Annotated in this window: 20 protein-coding genes; 9 read left to right on the top strand and 11 right to left on the bottom strand. The window is 70.8% G+C overall.

Translation table 11 applies throughout. The features are described from left to right. Positions 1–43 precede the first annotated feature (43 nt). Positions 44–517 carry a type II 3-dehydroquinate dehydratase gene (aroQ, locus tag A6P39_RS31020; protein ID WP_067042943.1) on the bottom strand — a complete coding sequence of 158 codons (474 nt, stop codon included), beginning with the start codon at positions 515–517 and terminating at the stop codon, positions 44–46. Between the two features lie 209 nt (positions 518–726). Here aroQ and A6P39_RS31015 point away from each other — a divergent pair, with 209 nt between their 5' ends. Further along, positions 727–1,998 carry an MFS transporter gene (locus tag A6P39_RS31015; RefSeq protein WP_067042941.1) on the top strand — a complete coding sequence of 424 codons (1,272 nt, stop codon included), beginning with the start codon at positions 727–729 and terminating at the stop codon, positions 1,996–1,998. Here the strand turns inward: A6P39_RS31015 and A6P39_RS31010 are convergent. From A6P39_RS31010 to A6P39_RS30985, 6 genes are all read right to left on the bottom strand, one after another. Continuing rightward, entirely contained in the window at positions 1,988–3,088 is a 1,101-nt protein-coding gene (locus A6P39_RS31010) for a calcium:proton antiporter (RefSeq protein ID WP_067042937.1), read from the bottom strand. The two genes, A6P39_RS31015 and A6P39_RS31010, sit on opposite strands and share 11 nt — an antisense overlap. A gap of 169 nt (positions 3,089–3,257) precedes the next feature. Continuing rightward, a complete protein-coding gene (locus A6P39_RS31005) occupies positions 3,258–4,247 on the bottom strand; it encodes a TerC/Alx family metal homeostasis membrane protein (RefSeq protein WP_067042934.1) in 990 nt (329 codons plus the stop codon). 224 nt (positions 4,248–4,471) lie between these two features. After that, positions 4,472–6,418, bottom strand: a complete 1,947-nt coding sequence (locus tag A6P39_RS31000) for a TerD family protein (RefSeq protein ID WP_067042931.1) — start codon at positions 6,416–6,418, stop codon at positions 4,472–4,474. 57 nt (positions 6,419–6,475) lie between these two features. Continuing rightward, positions 6,476–7,054, bottom strand: coding sequence for a TerD family protein (locus A6P39_RS30995; protein ID WP_067042928.1), 579 nt, complete (start codon positions 7,052–7,054; stop codon positions 6,476–6,478). 158 nt (positions 7,055–7,212) lie between these two features. Next, positions 7,213–9,360, bottom strand: a complete 2,148-nt coding sequence (gene uvrB / locus A6P39_RS30990) for an excinuclease ABC subunit UvrB (RefSeq protein WP_067042925.1) — start codon at positions 9,358–9,360, stop codon at positions 7,213–7,215. Positions 9,361–9,409: 49 nt separating this feature from the next. Further along, positions 9,410–10,243: an MHYT domain-containing protein gene (locus A6P39_RS30985; protein WP_067042922.1), complete on the bottom strand. Its 834-nt coding sequence runs from the start codon at positions 10,241–10,243 to the stop codon at positions 9,410–9,412. 280 nt (positions 10,244–10,523) lie between these two features. Here A6P39_RS30985 and A6P39_RS30980 point away from each other — a divergent pair, with 280 nt between their 5' ends. Next, positions 10,524–11,396 carry a glycerophosphodiester phosphodiesterase gene (locus A6P39_RS30980; RefSeq protein ID WP_067042919.1) on the top strand — a complete coding sequence of 291 codons (873 nt, stop codon included), beginning with the start codon at positions 10,524–10,526 and terminating at the stop codon, positions 11,394–11,396. 41 nt (positions 11,397–11,437) lie between these two features. After that, complete coding sequence (locus A6P39_RS30975; RefSeq protein ID WP_067042916.1) at positions 11,438–11,992, top strand: methylated-DNA--[protein]-cysteine S-methyltransferase; 555 nt, start codon at positions 11,438–11,440, stop codon at positions 11,990–11,992. A gap of 12 nt (positions 11,993–12,004) precedes the next feature. On the opposite strand, the gene A6P39_RS30970 is transcribed toward A6P39_RS30975, so the two are convergent. Beyond that, complete coding sequence (locus A6P39_RS30970) at positions 12,005–12,436, bottom strand: VOC family protein (protein ID WP_067042914.1); 432 nt, start codon at positions 12,434–12,436, stop codon at positions 12,005–12,007. Positions 12,437–12,543: 107 nt separating this feature from the next. On the opposite strand from A6P39_RS30970, the gene A6P39_RS30965 reads away from it, so the two are divergent. Both A6P39_RS30965 and A6P39_RS30960 read left to right on the top strand, forming a co-directional pair. Continuing rightward, positions 12,544–13,452 carry a pseudouridine-5'-phosphate glycosidase gene (locus tag A6P39_RS30965; protein ID WP_199840747.1) on the top strand — a complete coding sequence of 303 codons (909 nt, stop codon included), beginning with the start codon at positions 12,544–12,546 and terminating at the stop codon, positions 13,450–13,452. Then, a complete protein-coding gene (locus A6P39_RS30960; protein WP_067042911.1) occupies positions 13,437–14,372 on the top strand; it encodes a carbohydrate kinase family protein in 936 nt (311 codons plus the stop codon). The genes A6P39_RS30965 and A6P39_RS30960 overlap by 16 nt, the downstream gene beginning before the upstream one ends. Positions 14,373–14,764: 392 nt before the next feature. Here the strand turns inward: A6P39_RS30960 and A6P39_RS30955 are convergent, their stop codons facing one another. Continuing rightward, positions 14,765–15,559, bottom strand: coding sequence for a methyltransferase (locus A6P39_RS30955; RefSeq protein ID WP_067042908.1), 795 nt, complete (start codon positions 15,557–15,559; stop codon positions 14,765–14,767). Between the two features lie 226 nt (positions 15,560–15,785). Here A6P39_RS30955 and corA point away from each other — a divergent pair, with 226 nt between their 5' ends. Next, on the top strand, positions 15,786–16,913 hold the full coding sequence (gene corA, locus A6P39_RS30950) for a magnesium/cobalt transporter CorA (protein ID WP_067042905.1): 1,128 nt from the start codon (positions 15,786–15,788) through the stop codon (positions 16,911–16,913). Positions 16,914–17,070: 157 nt separating this feature from the next. Here the strand turns inward: corA and A6P39_RS30945 are convergent, their stop codons facing one another. After that, the gene (locus A6P39_RS30945) at positions 17,071–17,712 is read right to left on the bottom strand and encodes a uridine kinase (RefSeq protein WP_199840746.1); all 642 of its coding nucleotides are present in this window, start codon (positions 17,710–17,712) and stop codon (positions 17,071–17,073) included. A gap of 546 nt (positions 17,713–18,258) precedes the next feature. Here A6P39_RS30945 and A6P39_RS30940 point away from each other — a divergent pair. The 3 genes from A6P39_RS30940 to A6P39_RS30930 all read left to right on the top strand — a co-directional run bounded on the left by A6P39_RS30940 (position 18,259) and on the right by A6P39_RS30930 (position 21,291). Continuing rightward, entirely contained in the window at positions 18,259–18,960 is a 702-nt protein-coding gene (locus A6P39_RS30940; RefSeq protein ID WP_079133249.1) for a DUF2293 domain-containing protein, read from the top strand. A gap of 177 nt (positions 18,961–19,137) precedes the next feature. Continuing rightward, the gene (locus tag A6P39_RS30935; protein WP_067043016.1) at positions 19,138–19,617 is read left to right on the top strand and encodes an anthrone oxygenase family protein; all 480 of its coding nucleotides are present in this window, start codon (positions 19,138–19,140) and stop codon (positions 19,615–19,617) included. A 186-nt stretch (positions 19,618–19,803) separates the two neighbouring features. Continuing rightward, positions 19,804–21,291, top strand: coding sequence for a glutamate synthase subunit beta (locus A6P39_RS30930; protein WP_067043013.1), 1,488 nt, complete (start codon positions 19,804–19,806; stop codon positions 21,289–21,291). A gap of 181 nt (positions 21,292–21,472) precedes the next feature. Here the strand turns inward: A6P39_RS30930 and A6P39_RS30925 are convergent, their stop codons facing one another. Continuing rightward, a complete protein-coding gene (locus A6P39_RS30925) occupies positions 21,473–21,991 on the bottom strand; it encodes a carboxymuconolactone decarboxylase family protein (RefSeq protein WP_067042902.1) in 519 nt (172 codons plus the stop codon). Between the last annotated feature and the right edge of the window lie 11 nt (positions 21,992–22,002).

Here is a 22,002-nt window from a genome sequence, read left to right as displayed (position 1 = left end):
GCCTGGTGCGGGGCGGGTGACCGCCCCGCACGTCCGCGACGATTTAGGCCTCGGTCTGCGCGGCCCCGAGCAGGGCCGCGACCCGCTCGACGCCGAAGACGTAACCCTGCACGCCACAGCCCGCGATCACCCCGTCGGCACGCAGCGAGACGTAGGAGTGGTGCCGGAACGCCTCGCGCTGGTGGATGTTGGAGATGTGCACCTCCAGCACGGGCATGCCGTCGCAGGTGTTGAGTGCGTCCAGAATCGCGACCGACGTGTGCGAGTAGGCACCGGGATTGATGACGATCCCACAGTGGTTCAAGCGCGCCTCGTGGATCCAGTCGACCAGTTCGCCCTCGTGGTTGGACTGCCGGAGGTCCACCGTGCCGCCGTGCGCGGCCGCCGCCTTGGCACACAGCGCCTCCACGTCGGCCAGTGTGTCCTTGCCGTAGATCTCGGGCTGGCGCTGGCCGAGCAGGTTCAGGTTGGGCCCGTTGAGGATCATGATCGGGGCGTTGGCCAGGGTGCGGGGCACGTTTCCTCCGGTCCGTTCGGGGCGGTGCGTCGACGACCGCCGCTCCCACCCGGTCTATCACGGTGCCCGGAGCGGACGATGAGCCGTGTACGCCGTCGCCTCGGCGCACACACCGGTCACCCGGCCACCCCCGTGCGCCCCCGTAACCCTTGATCACCATGGGTAGTTGACGCGGCATGCACCTTGTACGCACCGTAAGCACACCTTCGATGCTGCGGCTCGCGGCGGCCTCGCTGGCGGGCACCGCGATCGAGTTCTACGACTTCTTCGTCTACGGGACGGCGGCGGCCCTGATCCTGGGCCCGCTGTTCTTCCCGACGTTCTCGCCGCTCGCGGGGACGCTGGCGGCGTTCGGGACGTTCGGGGCGGGGTTCCTCGCCCGGCCGTTGGGTTCGGTGCTGTTCGGGCATCTCGGCGACCGGCGCGGGCGGCGGCCGGTGCTGGTCCTCTCGCTGCTGCTCACGGGCGCCTCGACGGTCGCGGTGGGCTGTGTGCCGGCGTACGGGACGATCGGCGTCGCCGCGCCCGTGCTGCTGCTCGTCCTGCGTTTCCTGCAGGGTCTGGGGCTCGGCGGGGAGTGGGGCGGGGCGGTGCTGCTGACCGCCGAGCACGCGCCACCCGGCCGGCGCGCCCTGTGGTCGAGCTTTCCGCAGGTGGGGCCCGCGCTGGACTTTGTGCTCGCCAACGGTGTGGTGCTCGCGCTGTCGGCGACGCTGTCCGACGCGGAGTTCGCGCGGTGGGGGTGGCGGGTGCCGTTCTGGGCGGCCGGTGCACTGGCACTGGGCGGGCTGTGGCTGCGCTCGTCGCTCGCCGAGAGCCCCCGTTTCCTGGAGATCGACGACCACGCGCGCGTGCCGTTCGTCGAGGTCGTACGGCATCACGGGCGGCTGGTGCTGCTGACGGCGGGGGCGCTGGCCGCGGGATACGCGGTCTTCTACGCGGTGACGACCTGGTCACTGGCGTACGCGACGCAGCGGCTCGGGGTGAGCAGGACGGTCATGCTGACCTGTGTCATGGCCGCGGTGCTGGTGAAGGCGTCCCTCACGCCGTTCATGGCGCTGCTCGCCGACCGCTACGGGCGCCGCACGATGTGCCTCACCGGGTGCACGGCCTGCGGGCTGTGGATGCTGCCGATGGTCGCGCTGCTGGGCACCGGCCGGCCGCTGCTGATGTTCCTCGGCATCCTGGGCGCCCTGATCTCCTTCATCACCATGTTCGCGGTGATCGCCGCCTACCTGCCGGAGCTGTACGAAGCGAGGGTGCGCTGCACGGGCGCCGCGGTGGGCTACAACCTCGGCGGAGTCCTGGGCGGCGCCCTCACCCCGATCGTGGCCACTGCGCTCGCGGAGCGCGGCGGGCGGGTCCCTTGGGGCGTGGGCGTGTACCTCACGGGTGTCGCCCTGCTCAGTCTGGTGTGCTTCTCACTGCTGCCCGAGACCCGCCCGGTGCCCGTGCCCGTGGTGGAGCCGGCTACGGGTTGACCGCCAGCTCCAGGTAGGCCGCGAAGAGCACCAGATGGACACCGCCCTGCAGCGCTGTGGCCCGGCCCGGCACCACCGTCAGGGAGCTGACCACCACGGTCAGCGCGAGCAGCAGCATGTGGGTCGCGCCGAGGCCGAGGACGAGTGGGCCGGACAGCCAGACCGAGGCGAGGGCGACGGCGGGAATGGTCAGGCCGATGCTGGCCATGGCCGAGCCGAGCGCGAGGTTGAGGCTGGTCTGGACCCGGTCACGGCGGGCGGAGCGCAGCGCGGCGATCGTCTCGGGGAGCAGCACCAGCAAGGCGATGATCACACCGACGACCGCGTGATGCAGGCCGGCAGCCTCCACACCGGACTCGATGGCGGGCGACACACCCTTGGCCAGGCCGACCACGCCGATCAGGGCCAGCCCCAGCAGGCCGAGGCTGATCCCGGCGGTGCGCACGGACGGGGGCTCGGCGTGGCCGTCGGTGGTGATGACCTCGCCCTGCCGGGTGATCGGCAGGAAGTAGTCGCGGTGCCGCACGGTCTGCGTGGCCACGAACAGGCCGTACAGGATCAGTGAGGACAGCGCGGCGAATGTCAGCTGCACCGGGGAGAACTCGGGTCCGGGCTTGCTGGTGGTGAAGGTCGGCAGCACCAGGCTGAGCGTGGCCAGCGTCGCCACGGTCGCCAGGGCGGCGCCGGTGCCCTCGGGGTTGAAGATCGCGGTGCCGTGCCGCAGGGAGGCGACGAGCAGGCAGAGCCCGACGATGCCGTTGCAGGTGATCATCACGGCGGCGAAGACGGTGTCGCGTGCCAGGGTGGAACTCTTGGCGCCACCGTCGGCCATGAGGGTGACGATCAGGGCCACCTCGATGACCGTGACGGCGATGGCCAGCACGAGGGAGCCGAAGGGCTCGCCGACGCGGTGGGCGACGACCTCGGCGTGGTGGACCGCCGCGAGGACGGAACCGGCGAGCACGAGGGTGACCAGGGCGACGACCGCACCCGGCAGGCCACGGCCCCAGGTGAAGATCAGGAGGACGATCGCGAGCACCGGCACGAGTGCCGTCCATTGCCAGGCGAGCGACCGAAGCCTAGTGATCATGCGGTGATGGTCGCAGAGACGTACAGGATTCGCATTCTGCTCTTTTCGGATGCCTCTTGTCCTTTCTGCTTGCCCTTCCTGTCCTCTCCGTTGCGCTCACGCACCGACAGGAGCGGGAACCGCTCCACGCAGTTGCGCTCCCGCCCGGGTCGCTCCGCCTGCGGCCGGGTCAGGCGTCGACGCTGTCCTTCGCGGTGCCTTCGCCGCCGATGCCCGCCGCCTGCTTCTTGCTCGCCATCAGGCTGGTGACGGTGGTGACGGCCAGGACGGCGCAGATCACACCGAGCGAGACCGGGATGCTGATCTCGGGCACGTGGACCCCGGATTCGTGCAGGGCGTGCAGCACCAGCTTGACGCCGATGAAACCGAGGATGATCGACAGGCCGTACGAGAGGTGGACCAGCTTCTTCAGCAGGCCGCCGATGAGGAAGTAAAGCTGGCGCAGACCCATCAGAGCGAAGGCGTTGGCGGTGAAGACGATGTACGTGTCCTGGGTGAGACCGAAGATCGCAGGGATGGAGTCCAGGGCGAACAGGACGTCCGTGGTGCCGATGGCGAGCATCACGACGAGCATCGGGGTCATGACCCGCTTGCCGTTCTCCTGGATCCACAGCTTGGTGCCGTGATAGCGGTCGGCCACGCCGAACCTGCGTTCAGCGGCCTTCAGCAGCTTGTTCTCCTCGAACTCCTCGTCCTCCTCGTCCGCGCGGGCCTCCCGAATGAGCTTCCAGGCGGTCCAGATCAGGAAGGCGCCGAAGAGGTAGAACACCCAGGAGAAGCTGGCGAGGATGGCAGCTCCCGCAGCGATGAAGATCGCCCGGAGCACCAGGGCCATGAGCACGCCGATGAGCAGGACGCGCTGCTGGTACTGGCTGGGCACCGCGAACCTCGCCATGATCAGGACGAAGACGAAGAGGTTGTCGACGCTCAGCGACTTCTCGGTGATGTATCCGGCGAAGAACTCACCGGCCGGCTGCCCGCCGCCGAAGACGAGGAGGCCGAGGCCGAAGAGCCCGGCCAGAACGATCCAGACGACGGTCCAGATACCGGCTTCCCTGATCGACACCTCATGCGGCTTGCGGCCGATGAAGAAGTCGACGGCGATGAGGGCGGACAGGCCAACGATGGTCAGGACCCACAGGGTCACGGAAACGTCCATTGCACCTCCGGCATTACGTAACGGCAAACACTTTCAGCGTTGTCGCTGCCGGAGGTCTCTTCCACCCGCTCGGGGGCCGACGCCCCGGGACCGGAACCGGTCCGTACTGACGAGTGCGCCGCAGGCGGGGAGTACTCCCCTCCGTGCGGAAGACGATACCCAATCCCCAAGGAAAGGTAAAGTGCGAAGTAAAGAACGTTCCAAATTCACTGGTCGGACCGCCTTTACCTATGCTTGGTCCTGGCCTTGGTCGCCTCGGTGAGGACGTGCTCCACGATGTGGCTGCCGGGCGGTACCAGCGAGGGTTCGTAGGTCCAGGCGTGTCCGACCCAGGGGTCGGCGAGATGGTCGTCGGGGACGGGCGTGAGTCGCACCAGCGAACGCCACAGCGGATCGAGCAAGGGGCCGTAGGCGGCGGCGTCCTCCCGGTCCGCCACCAGCAGAAGGTGCACGCCCACGGCGGGCCCCTCGTCGGCGAGATAGCGCAGCCGCGTCACCGCGCGCTCGTCGAAACCGTGCGGGAAGTCGTTGATGATCAACAGCTGTCGCGCGGTGTCGACATCGGCCGGGAGCGCGTCGGGGGTGCCGCCGCGCAGCGCCATCTGCACCAGGTCGACCCGCCGCGTGAGCCTCTCCAGTACCTCCGCCACGCCCGCCGCTCCCGTCGCGGGCGGCGCGGCGAGCGCCCCGGTGCGGGTCAGCACACCGAGCGCGGTGGCGCCGGCTCCGGCCGGATCCATGACCTGCAGGGCGAGGTCACCCGGTGGATGCACGGCGAGCAGCCGCGCCGCGAGTGCGACCGCCGCCTCCATGGCCAGGTGCCGCAGCTCGGCGGAGTCCGGGAAGCCGTCGGCTGACGCCGCCGGGCCGCTGTCGAACCACAGCCCCTGTTCCAGCGGCAGTCTGACCAGCATGGGGATGCGCAGCGGCGCGCTCTCGGGCAGATGGAGATCACCGAGCCGCAGGGCCATCGGCGGCTCGGCTGGCACCCGGTAGCCGTGCCAAACGGGGTTGTCCCAGCGGGCGTACGCGGGTGGGAGCGCGGGCTCCACCACGTCGGACTCGGCGGCGAGCTGGGCGAGGTCGCGGTCGAAAGCCGCGCGCGCCTGGTCGACCAGTTGCGTCCGGCGGGCGTGGGCCGCCTCGCGGGCGGCGCCGCCCTCCGCGCCGAGCCGGTCACGGGGGTCGGCGAGGAGTTGGTCCAGCTCCTTCTCCAGGCGGGAGTCGGCGAATTCGACGGCGCTGCGGTACGCGGCCGTGGTGCGGGCCAGGTCCTCGAACATGCCCCAGACCTGGTTGAACAGCCGTTCCTCCATCGACCAGCCCACGGCGTCGCCCGCGACCGGCTGCGCGGGGCTGTCGTCGACGGCCGGAGGAACCGGGGACGGCGGTTGCGGGGCGGTATGCGCGCGCCGGGGGTGCGTGTAGTCCACCGGGGCGCCGGCGGAAGCGGCGCCGGGCGCCTGGGCGTCGTACAGGTCCTGCACGTCGTACGAGGGCGCCGGTTCCGGATGCTCCCTGTGCTCCGGGGCGTACGAGCGCGTCGGTTCAGCCGTGCCGTGGCCCGGGGTGTCCTGGGACGCGGGGCCGTCGGGCGACGGCCGCAGGGACGAAGGCGCCGGTGCGGAGGCCGTCGTGTGCTGGATGGCGGCCGCCAGCCCGCCCGCGTCGCGCAGCCCCTGGTCGGCCAGGAGAGCCGGAAGACCGGCCGCGTAGCCCTGGCCCATCGCGCGGACCTTCCAGGCGCCCTGTCTGCAGTACAGCTCCAGGGCGATCACGGCCGTCTCGGCGTCCAGGCCGGTCAGGGTGTAGCAGGCGAGTTCGGCGCCGTCGGGGCCCTCGACCGTGGTGTGCGGGGCGGCGACGGCACCGAACCGAGGCGGGCCTGCGGACCCGGTGGGCAACGCGAGGAACACATCGACGCGGTGCACGGCCTGCGGCAGGGCGTCCAGGTCGACGGCCAGCCGGTGTTCGGCGGCGGCCCGCCGGGACACCTCGACGCCGGGCAGGGCGGCAGCGCCGGGATGGGCCACCCACTGGGAACCGGGCACCGTGCCGTTCTCGTCGCCGAGTGTGGCTCCGGCCAGGACCGGCACCCCGGCCGAGATCCGGATCGTCAGCCGGACCTGGGACAGCGGGTGGTTCTGCCCCCGCACCAGCTCGGCCGTCATCGCCGTCGCCCCCCGTGTTGTCGTGTCGTGCGCGCCCCGCCGGTTGAGCGGGTTGTCCTACAGGTGCGGCAGGATCGCCGGCATCAGGTCCTGGAAAGTGCGGCCGTTGGCCGGGGAGCCCAGGGCGGTCATCGTCCAGCCCGAGCCCGCGCGGTGCACCTTGGCCATGATCTGGGCGGTGTAGTCGCCGCCGCCGTCCAGCGTGTAGCGGGCGAGTTCCTGGCCGTTGGTCTCGTCCACGAGGCGGCAGAACGCGTTCTGCACTTCCTGGAAGGTCTGCCCCGTGAAGGAGTTCACGGTGAAGACGATCTGGTCGATGTGGACCGGAACGCGCTGGAGGTCCACCAGGATCGCCTCGTCGTCCCCGCCCTGTCCGGCGCCGCCGACGAGGTTGTCACCGGTGTGGCGGACGGATCCGTCGTCGCTCACCAGGTGGCGGAAGAAGACGACGTCGACCGGCTGCTTCTCGGCGAAGAGGACCGCCGAGGCGTCCAGGTCGATCTCGCGGGTGCGGGAGCCGAACAGGCCGCGCCGCTTCGCCGCCTGCCAGCCGAGCCCCATGCGGACCGCGGTCAGGGTGGCCCCGTCCTTCTTCTCCAGGCTGATGGCCTGACCCTTGCTCAAGTTGACGGACACCGCTGAATTCCCCTCTCGATGGTCCCCTGTTGCCACGCAATGCGCGGTTGCCCAAAACCCTACGCAGGGGCACCGACAGTGCCGAACCCCGGCCCGCGCTTTGTGTCGGTGTTGCAACACTTGGCGCGTATGCCGAGGTCCGGTGGGGTGTCGGGGGCTCAGGCGAGGCCCGCCTCGCGCATCTGGCGCAGCTCCTTCTTCATCTCCGAGACCTCGTCGCGCAGCCGGGCCGCGATCTCGAACTGAAGCTCCGCGGCAGCGGCACGCATCCGCTCGGTCATCTCCTCGATCTGCTCGGCGAGTTCGGCCGCCGGGCGGTCCGTGGGCACCGCCTGGCCCTTGGCGGACTTTGCTGCCTTCTTGGCCTTCGCGCCCTTGGCCGCCTTGTCGCCGAGCGACGGGACGGGGGCCTTGGCGCCCTTGCCGTCCTTGGACGCGCGGTAGCCGGTACCGAGGAGCTGTTCGGTGTCGACCTCCTCGCGGGCGATCTGCGCGACGATGTCGTTGATCTTCTTGCGCAGCGGCTGCGGGTCGATGCCGTTCGCCTTGTTGTACGCGACCTGCTTCTCCCGACGGCGGTTGGTCTCCTCGATGGCCTTCTCCATCGCCGGGGTGATCTTGTCGGCGTACATGTGGACCTGGCCGGAGACGTTGCGCGCCGCGCGGCCGATGGTCTGGATCAGCGAGGTGCCGGAGCGCAGGAAGCCCTCCTTGTCGGCGTCCAGGATCGCCACCAGGGACACCTCGGGCAGGTCGAGGCCTTCGCGGAGCAGGTTGATGCCGACCAGGACGTCGAACTCGCCGCTGCGCAGCTCGCGCAGCAGCTCGACGCGGCGCAGGGTGTCGACATCGCTGTGCAGATAGCGCACCTGGATGCCCAGTTCCAGGAAGTAGTCGGTGAGGTCCTCGGCCATCTTCTTGGTGAGCGTGGTGACGAGGACGCGCTCGTCCTTCTCGGTGCGCTTGCGGATCTCGTGCACCAGGTCGTCGATCTGGCCCTCGGTGGGCTTGACGACGACCTCCGGGTCGACGAGGCCGGTGGGGCGGATGATCTGCTCGACGGCGCCGTCGGAGCGGGACAGCTCGTACGGGCCCGGGGTGGCCGACAGGTAGACGGTCTGGCCGATGCGCTCCTGGAACTCCTCCCACCTCAGGGGACGGTTGTCCAGGGCGGACGGGAGGCGGAAGCCGTGGTCCACCAGGGTGCGCTTGCGGGAGGCGTCGCCCTCGTACATGGCGCCGATCTGCGGGACGGTGACGTGCGACTCGTCGATGACGAGCAGGAAGTCGTCCGGGAAGTAGTCCAACAGGGTGTTGGGCGGGGAGCCGGGCGAGCGGCCGTCGAAGTGCATCGAGTAGTTCTCCACGCCGGAGCAGCTGCCGATCTGGCGGAGCATCTCGATGTCGTACGTGGTGCGCATCCGCAGGCGCTGGGCCTCCAGGAGCTTGCCCTGCTTCTCCAGCTCGGCCAGGCGCTCGCCCAGCTCCTTCTCGATGTCGTTGACGGCCCGCTCCAAGCGCTCGGGGCCGGCGACGTAGTGGGAGGCGGGGAAGACATACAGCTGCTGGTCGTCGCTGATGATCTCGCCGGTGAGCGGGTGCAGCGTGGACAGCGCCTCGATCTCGTCACCGAACATCTCGATGCGGACGGCCAGCTCCTCGTAGACCGGGAAGATCTCGATGGTGTCGCCGCGCACGCGGAAGGTGCCGCGGGAGAAGGCCATGTCGTTGCGTGTGTACTGGATGTCGACGAAGCGGCGCAGCAGCTCGTCCCGGTCGATCTCGTCGCCGACCTTCAGGGAAACCATCCGGTCCACGTACTCCTGCGGAGTACCGAGGCCGTAGATGCAGGACACCGAGGCGACCACGACGACGTCACGGCGGGTGAGCAGTGAGTTCGTCGCCGAGTGGCGCAGGCGCTCGACCTCCTCGTTGATCGAGGAGTCCTTCTCGATGTAGGTGTCCGACTGCGGGACGTAGGCCTCTGGCTGGTAGTAGTCGTAGTACGAGACGAAGTACTCGACCGCGTTGTTCGGCAGCAGTTCGCGGAACTCGTTGGCCAGCTGGGCGGCCAGCGTCTTGTTCGGCGCCATGACGAGCGTGGGGCGCTGGAGCTTCTCGATCATCCACGCCGTGGTGGCGGACTTGCCGGTGCCGGTCGCGCCCAGCAGGACGACGTCCTTCTCACCGGCCTCGATGCGCTTGGCCAGCTCGGTGATGGCCGCCGGCTGGTCGCCGCTGGGCTGGTAGGGGCTGACGACCTCGAAGGGCGCCACCGTGCGTTCGATGTGGGAAACGGGCCGCATGCCATCAACCGTACGACCCCCCACTGACAACGGGCCCGGATCAGTGGTTTTACCGGGTCCGGGAGCCGTGGTGCTCGGGACGGCGGTCCAGGTGGGAGGGGACCGCGGCGGCCGGGACACCCGGTTTGTGTTCGACGGGCATGCGGACGGGCCGACCCATGATCATCATCGGGTCGAAGACCACGACGACGGCCGCGAGGAGCAGGAAGGCGAGCGGGCCGATCAGCATGGGCGCGAGCACGGACGGCTCCGGAGCGCCGCCGGCGGCGTGGGAGTGGCCGTCGAGGTGGACGCCCAGGGCCGCCATGCCCACGTAATGCATACCGCTGACCGCGAGCCCCATGACGAGGCTCGCACCCACGCTCCACAGGAAGCCCTGGACGCGTCCGGCGGCCCACAGGGCAGCGGTGGCGGCGACGACCGCTATGACGACGGAGGCGGCCACGGTGAGCGTGCTGTAGGTGAATCGCCCGTGGAAGCGGACGCCGGCCATGCCGAGGTAGTGCATCGAGGCGACACCCAGCCCGGTGATCGTGCCGCCGGTGAAGAGCGCGGTGCCGGTGGCACCGCGGTAGCCGACGATGAAGATGCCGATGCCGACCATCACGACGGCGAGGCCGAGGCTCGCGTAGGTGATCGGCTTGTCGTAGTGGATCGGCGTCTCCTTGATGGCGAAGCCCATCATGGCGACGAAGTGCATGGTCCAGATGCCGGAGCCGATCGCGGCGGCGCCGAGGGCCAGCCAGGCGGGCCGCCGGGAGTGTGTGACCAGCAGCGCCCGCGTGGTGCAGCGCAGGCCGAGAGCACCGCCCAGGCAGGCCATCAGATAGGCCACCAATGGGGTGACGGCCCCGTAGCTGAATCCGTCGACCGTGCCTTGCATCCGCGGCTGCCCTTCCGCCCTCTTGCGTCCCGGAATTCCGAAATGTTCCCCCATCCCCAGGACCGCGCGGGCGGTCAGGGTTGTCGCAGAGAGTATGACTCCCACCGGAATGGTCGAACGATTTTCCGGCAAAGAAACACGGCCTTGCCGCACTTGTGCGTTCCCGGTGAGCGGACTTGGACATCTGCCTGCTGTCTGTGGCCGTCGTGCGCCCGCGTGCCGTTTGCCGTCTGCTGTCAGTCTGGTGGCAGTCGGTATTCGCTCGACGCGAGGAGTCTGCATGCACGCGCGCGTAGTGGCCACCACGGCCGTAGCAGTCCTGGGTATCGCGGCGGTCCTGCTGAGTCCCACCTCCGACGCCCGGGCCGGCGGGGCCGACGAGCCGACGGTGATCGGTCACCGGGGTGCCGCCGCCTACGCCCCCGAGAACACGCTGCCCTCGATCGACAAGGCCGCGCAGCTGGGCATCACCTGGGTCGAGAACGACGTCCAGCGCACCAAGGACGGCGAGCTGGTCGTCATCCACGACGACAGCCTGAAGCGCACCACGAACGTCGCGCAGGTCTTCCCCGACCGGGCTCCTTGGAAGGTGAAGGACTTCACGGCGGCCGAGATCGCCCGGCTGGACGCGGGCAGCTGGTACTCCCCCGCTTACGCGGGCACGCGCGTGCCGACGCTCGCGCAGTACATGCGCCGGATCGAGCACAACCACGAGAAACTGCTCCTGGAGATCAAGAACCCCGAGCTGTACCCGGGCATCGAGCAGCAGACCCTGAAGCTCCTCGGCAACGAGGGCTGGCTGGATCCCGGCCATCTGGAGCGGCTGATCGTGCAGAGCTTCAGCGCCGACAGCATCCGGACCGTCCACGAACTGAAGCCCGCTGTCACAACGGCTCTGCTGGGCTCGCCGAAGGTGGCCCAGCTGCCCAGGTACGCGCGCTACACCGATCTCATCAATCCCTCGTACGGGTCGCTCTCCCTGGGCTACGTCGCGGCCGTACACACCGTCGACGGGCCGCACGGCAGGCGGCTCGGGGTGTTCGCCTGGACGGTGAACGACGCGGCCACCGCCCGCGCGCTCGCGGACCGCGGCGTCGACGGGATCATCAGCAACAAGCCCGACATGGTGCGGGCGGCACTGCGCTCGGACTGAGCCGGGCAGGCGTTGTCAGTGGCGGGCCGTACCGTGGTCGCATGGACAGCCAAGGGCAGGATGAGCAGCGGGTCGTGTGGGCCCTCGTCGACAGCGGCATCGGCCCGCTGATGCTGGCCGCGACCCACGACGGCCTGGTCAACGTCGTCTTCCATGCCACGGACGCGGTGCGCGACCGCGCCCTGGAGCGGCTGGCGTCCCGGCTCGGCGGCACACCCGTCGAGGATCCGGACTCGCCGCTGCTGGCCGAGGCGATACGGCAGCTGCGCGCGTACTTCGCGGGCGAGCGGCACGACTTCGACCTGCCGCTGGACTGGTCGCTGATCTCCGGGTTCAACCGCCAGGTGCTGCGCGAGCTGGCCTCCGGGGTGCCGTACGGCACAGTGGTGGGGTACGGCGATCTCGCGGGGCGGGTCGGACAGCCCGGCGGGGCGCAGGCGGTCGGCGCGGCGATGGGCGCCAATCCGCTGCCGGTGGTCGTGCCCTGTCACCGCGTGGTGGAGAGCGACGGCGGTATCGGCGGCTTCGGGGGCGGACTGGAGACCAAGCGGCAGTTGCTCGCGCTGGAGGGCGTACTGCCCGAGCCGTTGTTCTGAGCGGCCCTGGGGCTACTCGTCGTAGTGCCGGGCCTCGAAGACATTGCCGTCGGGGTCCCGGAAGTAGAACGTGCGCGGGGCGTTGCCACGGGCGCCGAAGGAGTCGTGGCCGATGTCGGACAAGGGCACGCCGTGGTGCTCCAGCCGGGCGCGCAGGGCGTCGAAGGCGTCGGCGGGCAGGGAGAGGCAGACGTGGTTGACCGGGTGGCCGGCGCTGTCGGCCGCGCCCGGCAGCATCCTCATGCGTTCCGCGAGGGTGTGCGGAGCGAGGTCCAGGATGGTCTCCTCGTTGACGCGCACGGAAGGGAACGCCACTTTCTCCTCGACGAACTCGGCGACCCTCACGGGCTCCAGACCGACGGCCTCCGTGTAGAAGCGGGCCGCGGCCACCGGATCGGACACCCACAGGACGACGTGGTCGAGACGCATGCTTTTCTTCGTCATGCGGCCCAGGCTGGTGGCGTCCCCCACAGGCCGCAAGCGTTTAGCCGCGGCCGGCGCCCGCCAGAGATCCAGAGACGGGAACGGCCGACGGACAGGAGGCGGTGCGCGTGGTGCTCGTGGTGTCGGAAGAGGTCCGGGAAGCGATCGACGCACGGCGGCCGGTGGTGGCGCTGGAGTCCACGATCATCGCGCACGGCCTGCCCCGCCCGCGCAATCTGCAGGTGGCGCTGGAGCTGGAGGACGCGGTGCGGCGGGAGGGCGCGGTCCCGGCGACCATCGCCGTCCTGGACGGCCGCCCCCGGGCCGGGCTGGACAAGGAACAGCTGGAGCGGATCGCGAACGAGGACGGCATCCGCAAGCTGGGCCACCGCGATCTGCCGCTCGCCGTGGCCGCGGGGGTGAGCGGGGCGACCACGGTGTCGGCGACGGCACAGCTGGCCGCGCTCGCGGGCATCCGGGTGTTCGCCACGGGCGGGCTGGGCGGTGTGCACCGGGAGTGGACGGTGACGCAGGACGAGTCGGCCGACCTGGGCCTGCTGGCGCGCACCCGGATCACGGTGGTCTGCGCGGGCGTGAAGTCGATCCTGGACGTGCCGGCGACGCTGCAGCGGCTGGAGACACTGGGCGTGGCCGTAGCCGGGTACGGCACGGACCGGTTCCCCGGCTTCTATCTGTCCGACTCGGGGCATCCCGTCGACTGGACGCTGCACAGTCCGGAACAGGTTGCCCAGGTCATGAGGGCGCAGGACCGGCTCGGCGGCCCGGAGTCGACGCTGATCGTCGCCAACCCCGTCCCGCAGGCGGAACAGCTCGATCCCGAGCTGCACGCACGCGTGCTCGCCGACGCGCTGCGCGCCTGCGCGGAGCAGGGCGTCACCGGGCAGGCGGTGACGCCGTTCCTGCTGGGCTACCTGGTCCGGCACACGGACGGCGCCTCCCTGAGCGCCAATCTGGCGGCCGTGCGTGGCAACGTACGGCTGGCGGCCCGGATCGCCACGGCGTGGACCAGGGGGTGACCGGGGGCCTGGACGGGGGCCTGCTGGTCGTGGGGGACGTGGTCACGGATGTGGTCGCCCGGCACCGGGGGCCGCTCGCGGCCGGTACCGACACGGCCGCCGCGATCCGGACGCTGCCCGGCGGCGCGGGAGCGAACGTGGCCTGCTGGGCAGCCCACGCGGGCTGTGCGGACGTACGGCTGCTCGGGCGGGTGGGCTCGGACACGGCAGCGTGGCACGAGCGGGAGCTGGTCGCGGCCGGGGTGCGACCCCGGCTGGTGGTCGATCCGGAGGCGGCGACCGGGACGGTGGTCTGTCTCGTCGACACGGGGGCGGCGGCCGAGCGCACGTTCCTCACGGACAGCGGGGCGTCCCTGCGGCTCGAGCCCGCCGACTGGTCGGACGCCTTGCTCGATGGGGTCGCCCGACTGCATCTGTCGGGCTATCTGCTGTTCACGGAGCCGAGCCGGGCGCTGGCGCGCACGGCACTCGTGGCGGCACGCGCGCGTGGTGTTCCGGTCAGTCTGGATCCGGCTTCGGCGGGCTTCCTGGTGCGGTTCGGGGTGGACCGCTTCCTCGCGTTCGCCGAGGGGCTGGACGTGCTGCTGCCCAGCCGCGACGAGGCATGTCTGCTGACCGGGCTGCCGGATCCGGCGGACGCGGCGGCCAAGTTGAGCCGTCTCGTGCCGCTGGTGGTGGCCAAGGCGGGCGCGGACGGGGCGCTGGTGGCGCGTTCCGGCGCGGCGCCGACCCGGATCCCGGCGGCGCCTGCCGCCCCCCGGGACACCACGGGCGCCGGTGACGCGTTCACCGGTGCGTTTCTCGCCGCGCTGCTCAGGGGTGCGGATCCGGAGGAAGCGGCGGCCCAGGGCTGCCGGGCGGGCGCGCAGGCGGTACGACGGGTGGGCGCCAGACCGCCGCGTCCGGGGAGCGACGGCTAGTGCCCCGGCAAGCAGCGTTTGCCTTTCAATGAGCGGCGTCCGGTGCGTGCTTTGGGGGTCCCCCGGCCGGATGCGCTCGTACTGGACGCACTTGGGCTTTCGGGCGGTGCGGCGAGTGGGGCCCTCTGGGGAATGTGTCGGGCGTCGCGACGGGGCGATCTTGCCTGCCGGGGCACTAGCACTAGTACACGCCGAGGCCGATCGCCGTCGGCAGCCAGGCAGCGCAACCACCCGGCCAGGCGCCGTCAGGCGCCGGGCACCGTGAGCGGCCGCGCGGCGACAGCGCTCGAGTGCCGGGCGCCCCACCCGCCCGGCGGATGCCTCGCGTGGCACCCGCCCGCGCGGACCGGGTGCGCCCTCCGCGTCCGTTCCGCGTGCCTGATCGTGGGCGCTCAGGCCTTCTTCCCCCACGCCGAGATCATCGGTGCGGTGGCGAGGTCCATCGAACCGGCCTCGACGTTGGCCAGGTGCTGGTCGATCTCCTCGTCGGTGGCGAGTCCGGCGGCGACGAGGCGGGCGCGGATCTGGCGGACCGTCGCGGCCTCCAGCACGGTGCAGGCGGGTGATGTCATCGGGAAGTAGGCGTCCGCCTCCACCTCGTGCAGCCCGGCCTCACGGAGCAGGCGCGGAAGCTTGCGGCCGTACGACAGATCGGCGCCTCGTTCGGCGAGCAGCTTGCGAAAGCCGTGGCGCAGCCGGTTGGCGAGCCGTTGCTCGGGACCGTGCTCGTCGGGACAGATCAGCGGCTGGAGCGCGGGATCGGCGTCCTCGACGAGCAGCCCTCCGCCGGGCCGCAGCGCCCGGATCATGGACCGCAACGCCTGTTCCCGGTCCGGGACATGGACGAGGACGAGCCGGGCGTGGACCAGGTCGAATCCCTCGCCCGGCGGTTCCTCGGTACCCACGTCGTGGATGCGGACCTCCACCCGCGGATGGGGCGTGGTGCCGAGCAGCGAGGTGTCGATGTCGGTCGCGACGACCTCGCCGGTGGGACCGACTTTCTCGGCGAGCCAGGACACCACCGAGGTGCCGCCCGCCCCGACTTCCCAGCAGCGCCAGCCGGGCCCGATGCCAAGCCCCTCGAGGTGCCGGAAGGTCACGGGATCGAAGAGGGTGGCGAAGGCGTCGAAGCGCCGGCCCGCCTCGTTCTGCCGGTTGGCCAGGAGGTACCCGTCGGATCGCGTCATGTGGGGATCATCTCAGCCACCCGATCGGTCCGGATCGGCCGACGCTCCGGACCCTGGCGAGGCCGGGGGCCGGGAGAGGACCGGGCGTCAGGGGCTCTATCCACAGGCGGGAACCAAACGGAACTTCCCGTTCCCACAGGCTTGCCCGCGTTTCGCCCTCGGCTGGCAGACTTGCCGGGCAAGGCGCGGAAGCGTCACGCGAGGAGATCCATGCGAGGAGACCCAGATGTCCATGGCAGGGAATCTGCGGAAGGTCACCGGACTGGGCAAGGTCGGCGGCCTGCGCAAGGTGGCGCAGTTGGCCCGGCGGCGGCCGCGTGTTGACCTGAGTCATCCCGCCAGGTCACCGCTGGGATCCTCGGTGGTCAACTGCGTGACCTATCAGGACGGTGTGCGCGTGCCGACCTGCACCGACCTCGTGGACGCCGTGAAGATGGTGCGCAAGACGGGAGAGGGATTCGTCTGGCTGGGGCTGCACGAGCCGACGGACCGTGAGTTCGCGGGCATCGCCGAGCTGTTCGACCTGCATCCGCTGGCGGTGGAGGACGCGGTCGAGGCGCACCAGCGCCCAAAGCTGGAGCACTACGGCAACACGCTCTTCGCGGTGTTCAAGACCGTCTGCTACGTGGAGCACGAACGGCTGACGGCGACCAGCGAGGTGGTGAACACCGGCGAGATCATGGTGTTCGTCGGTGAGGACTTCGTCATCACGGTGCGCCACGGCCGGCACGGCTCGCTGGGCCCGCTGCGCGAGGAACTGGAGGCGCGTCCGCACCAGCTGTCGAAGGGGCCGGCAGCGGTGCTGCACGCGATCGCCGACCACGTCGTGGACGACTATCTGAACGTCACGGACGCGGTGCAGGCCGATATCGACCAGGTCGAGACGGACGTGTTCTCGGAGAACGGTGCACGGCTCGACCCCGGCCGTATCTACCAGATGAAGCGTGAACTGCTGGAGCTGAAGCGGGCGGTGGTGCCACTGGGCCGCCCGGTGGAGGACCTGGCCACCCGGCCCATCAGGGCCGTCCCCCCGGAGATACAGGCGTACTTCCGCGATGTGCTCGACCATCTGATCCGGGCCAAGGAGCAGATCTCCGCCTTCGACGAGCTGCTCAACTCCATCCTCCAGGCCCACCTCGCGCAGGTGACCGTCGCGCAGAACGAGGACATGCGGAAGATCACGGCCTGGGCCGCGGTGATCGCCGTGCCGACGATGGTGTGCGGGGTGTACGGCATGAACTTCGACCACATGCCGGAGCTGCACTGGCGGTTCGGATATCCGCTGGTCATGACCGTCATGGCGGTGGCGTGCCTGGCGCTGTACCGGGGCTTCCGGCGCAACGGGTGGCTCTGAACGGGGAGGGCTGGGCGGGGAAGTCGGAGCGGAGAAGTCTGAGCGAGCGGGCCTGAGCAGAGAGGTCTCGGCAGAGAGGTCTCGACGGGGAGATCCGGGCGGGGAGGTCTCGGCGGGCGCCTGCAAGAACGGGCCCGTCCGTCGACGGGGCGTTCGGTCAGCCGCTCCAGGCGGGATGGCGTGGGTCGTCGGTGCGTACGAGGACGTCCGCCGTGCCGGCGGGGTCGGTCTCGGACGCGTAGCGCTCGAAGGCGGGGAGCGTCCACTGGTCGGCCTCGGGGGTACGGCGGCGCAGAGCGGCCGGGGACAGCTGGAGGTGCACGGTCAGGTCGAAGGGGAACCAGTGACGCAGCAGGAGGGGGCCGTGGAGCAACAGGATTCCGCCGGGCGGGAGTTGGACGTAGGGGCTGCGGGTGGCGCGGTCGGTGGCCGGGTCCCACAGGTCGGGCAGGACGCGCCCGCTGCCTCCGGGGTCGAGCGGGCCGAAGACCTCCCGCCACAGGGCGCCCGTGTCGAACCATCCGCCGTAGTACGACTCCGCGTCCCGCCGCCCGTGTTCGAGACGCAGCGAGGCGGGACGCAGGAAGCCCTCGGCGCCGACCACGAGAGAGGGCCGGCCGCGCACGCGCAGTGCCTCCGCGATCCGCTCGGCGAGGTCTTTGGGACGGGCGGCCGGGGCCCCGTCGAAACCAACGCGCGGCCAGGCGCTCCCGTCGGCCGGCTCCAGACCGGCCAGCCGGTCGGCCAAGTGTTCCGCGAGCCGGCCCCAGGTGATCGCTTCGAGTCGCACACGGCCCATGATGCCGGGTGGGAGAGCGTGCGAAGACGGCGGCTGCCGGGGAGGGCAGGGCCGACTGCGCCTGGGACGAGGCCCGCTCCGGCGACACACGAGGTGTGCTACGGCCAGGGACAGGGGGTCGCGCCCGAGCCGCGGACAAGGTGCACCGCGGCCGGAGACGGGATCCCGCCCGGGCCATTGGCGAGGTGCACCGCGGCCAGAGACAAGGTCCGCCCGAGCCACAGGCAAGGTGCACCGCAGCCAGGGACAAGGTGTGCCCAGGCCAGACCCGGTGCAGCAAGGTCAGAGACAGGGGTTGCCCGGAGCACAGACTAGGTGCACTACGACTGGAGATGGGGTGCCCTACGGCCGGAGACGGGGTCCGCTACGGCCGGAGACGGGGTCCGCTCCGGCCGGCGCAAGGGCGGCCGCGGCGGTGGCATGCCGGGCCTCTGCCGTACGCCGATCTCGCGGTGGCGGAGGTGGACTGGATCCGGGCTCCGGTGCGGCACCGAGAAGGAGCAGGGGGCGTGGGAGGAGCGGGCGGTGGTGGGGAAAGTACCGCGTATGACCCTTTCCGTGGCGCCAACTCCCCATGTTCCCGGACGGCTTGTCGTCGTCCAGAGTGCGAAGCGCAAGCGGTGTGCCGCTTGTCGGCGCGGGCCGCTGTCGCTGCTCGTGCTGGAGGAGGGGGCACCGCGCTGCCTGCACTGTGCCGACCTCGGCCACCTGGTGTTCCTGCCGCGCGGTGACACGGCTCTGACCCGCAGATCGCGGGAGGAGAGCACACTGTCAGCGGTGGTCGTGCGCTTCAACCGGCGCAAGGGCCGCTACGAGCGGCAGGGCGTGCTCGTGGAGGAGGCAGCGCTGGCCCGGGCCGAAGCGCGCTGTCTGGCGGACGCGGAGGCACGGCGTCGGCGGCGGGCGCGGGACGCGCGGCGCAGGGCGGCGGAGGACGAGCGGTTCGTGGCGGCGTTCGCGGCCGAGGTCGTCCGGCTGTTCCCCGGCTGCCCGGCCGAGCGGGCCCGGGCGATCGCGGCGCACGCGTCCGTGCGGGGCAGCGGGCGCGTGGGGCGCAGCGCGGCTGGTCGGGGGCTGGCGGAGGGGGCGGTGACCTCGGCGGTCGTGGCGGCCGTACGGCATGTCGACACGCCGTACGACCAGCTGCTGATGAGCGGGGTTCCGCGGTACGAGGCACGGCGGCGGATCGCCCCGGCCGTGGAGGGCGTGCTGCGGGCCTGGCAGGGCGCCGGGGCGGATGTCGGCTGAGCGGAAGCCGGGCGGGGGAACAGCGTACGGGAAGGTAAAGGGACAGGGGGCGAAACAGGCGCCGGCGCAGGGCGTCAGGTGAATCGGTCATGGTCGGCGCGCCGCCCTGGGCATGGACTGGGACTGGCGGTGGCGCCGGGCCCGGCCCGGGTGGGCGGGATGAGATGAGGCGTGGAGATGATCGACGGGCCGTTCTTCGTGCTGGTCGTGACGGGAGTGCTCGGCACCGGGCTGATGGCCGGGGTCTTCTGTGCCTTCTCGGTCTTCGTGATGCGGGGGCTCGCCGCGCTGCCGCCCGCGCAGGGTGTCGCGGCGATGAACGCGATCAACGGCGCCGCGCTACGGCCGGCCTTCATGACGGTGTTCACCGGCGCGGCTGTGCTCAGCGCGATGATCGCGGTGGTGACGTTCGTGGTGTGGCCGGACGACGGGGCGGCCGAGCTGCTGCTGGGCAGCGCGCTGTATCTGGTCGGTTCGTTCGGGCTGACGGTCGTCACGAACGTTCCTCGCAACGAAAAGCTGGCCCGGCTGGGCCCGGGCACGTTGGAGGCGGTGGTGTACTGGCCGGTGTATGTGCGCGAGTGGACGTTCTGGAACCACGTCCGCGCCGTCTCCTCCGCAGCGGCCACCGTCGTCTACGTCCTGGCCCTCACCTGACCCCTCTGACCGTGTGACCGTCTGACCCTCTGCCTCTCCGACCCCTCTGACCCCTCTGACCCCTCTGATCCTTCTGGCCCCTCCCGCCCCTGCCGGAGCCCACCAGAAAGCGCTGTCCGCCACTCTGCGCAGTCGGCGCCACGGACGTATCGTGGCCGGAAGAGTGCCGGAAGAGTGGCGACGATCATGGCCGATCCCAAGGGTTTCATGACCACGCCGCGCCAGGAGTGGCCGCGGCGGCCCGTCGAGGAACGGGTGCGGGACTGGGACGAGGTGTATGTCCCCGGAGCCCTGCTGCCCATCATCAGCAAACAGGCCGACCGCTGCATGGACTGCGGCGTGCCGTTCTGCCACGAGGCCTGCCCGCTGGGCAATCTGATTCCCGAGTGGAACGACCTGGTCTCGCGGGAGGACTGGCGGGCAGCGAGCGACCGGCTGCACGCGACGAACAACTTCCCCGAGTTCACCGGGCGGTTGTGCCCGGCGCCGTGCGAGGCAGGGTGCGTGCTCGCGATCAACCAGCCGGCCGTGACCATCAAGAACGTCGAGTGCGCGATAGCCGACCGGGCCTGGGAGGAAGGTTTCACCTCGGCACGGCCCCCCGAGCGGCTGTCGGGGAAGACGGTCGCCGTCATCGGCTCCGGGCCCACCGGGCTCGCGGCGGCCCAGCAGCTGACCCGGGCCGGGCACACGGTCGCCGTGTACGAGAGGGACGACCGGCTCGGCGGGCTGATGCGGTACGGCATCCCCGAGTTCAAGATGGAGAAGCACCATCTGGAGCGGCGGATCGGGCAGATGCGGGCCGAGGGGACGAAGTTCCGTACGTCGACGACGGTCGGGCGGGACGTCGGGGCGGCGGAGCTACGCGGACGGTACGACGCCGTGGTCGTCGCCACGGGTGCGACGGCGTGGCGGGAACTTCCGGTGCCGGGCCGGGCGTTGGACGGGATACACCAGGCAATGGAGTATCTGCCGCTGGCCAATCGGGTGTGTGAGGGGGATCTGGAGGTTTCGCCACTGTCGGCGGCCGGCCGGCACGTGGTGATCATCGGCGGTGGGGACACCGGCGCGGACTGCCTGGGGACGGCGGTGCGCGAGGGGGCGGCGTCCGTGACCCAGCTGGACATCTACGCACAGCCGGGCGGCGAGCGGGACGAGGACACCGAGCCGTGGCCGACGTACCCGAAGATCTACCGGTTGTCGGCCGCACACGAGGAGGCGCGGGACCTGCGTACGGCACCGGCGGCGGACGCAGACGCGCGGCTGTTCGCGGCGTCCACGCTCCACTTCGCCGGGGACGACAGCGGGCATGTGCGGTCGCTGCACCTGGTGGAGGTGGACGAACGGCGGCAGCCGGTGGCGGGCACCGGGCGGACACTCCCGGCCGACCTGGTGCTGCTCGCCCTCGGGTTCTCCGGGCCGGACCAGGAGGACGGGTTGATCGGGCAGTTGGGGCTGGCGCTCGAGTCGCGCGGCACGATCGCCCGGGACGACGGTTTCGCGACCAACGTCCCCGGGGTGTTCGCGGCCGGGGACGCGGCACGCGGACAGTCACTCATCGTCTGGGCGATCGCGGAGGGACGGGCGGTGGCGTCGGCCGTCGACCGCTATCTGACGGGGAGTTCACAACTGCCCGCGCCTGTCTCTCCGAGGGATCGGCCGATGAGGGTGTAACCACCGGCCGACGGGTGGCGTGGCCGTCCGTCAGTCTTGAACGTCCGTCAGCACTTGAACGTCCGACGGCCTTGGACGTCCGTCAGCTCTTGAACGTCCGACGCCTTCGGCCATCCGTCGACCTTGGACGTCCGACGGCTGACGGCTGACGGCTGACGGCCAACGCCATGAGGGCGATCGGTCAGCCGTTGCGTTCGTCCGTGCCCGCGACCTTCCCTGTCGACAGGGCGACCCGGTTCCAGGTGTTGATCGTGAGGATCAGGGCGAGGACATGGGCCAGTTCCTCATCGTCGAAGTGCGCGGTGGCCTCGGCGTAGACGGTGTCGGGGACGCCTCCGTCGGCCACCAGGGTCACTGCCTCCGTCAGCGCGAGCGCGGCCTGTTCCTTCGGGGTGAAGAAGTGCCGGGCCTCGCGCCAGAGGGCGACCATGTGGAGCCGGTCCTCGCTCTCGCCGGCCTTGCGGGCGTCGTTGGTGTGCATGTGGAGGCAGTAGGCGCAGTGGTTGAGGTGCGAGGCGCGGATCTGGATCAGCTCCACCAGCGCGGGGTCGAGGCCCTCGCGGGCGGCGGCGTCGAAGCCGACGATGGCGCGGAAGACCTTCGGCGCGGACTTGGCGAAATCGAGTCGGGTGCGGGCTGCCTCGGCGTCGCTGATCGCGGTGTTGACGTCGGCTTCCGCGGTGATCGTGTTCGTCGTCATGGCTTCAACCT

The sequence above is a fragment of the Streptomyces sp. FXJ1.172 genome, assembly GCF_001636945.3.
Lineage (GTDB): Bacteria > Actinomycetota > Actinomycetes > Streptomycetales > Streptomycetaceae > Streptomyces.
This window is presented reverse-complemented; position numbering and strand designations above follow the sequence as displayed.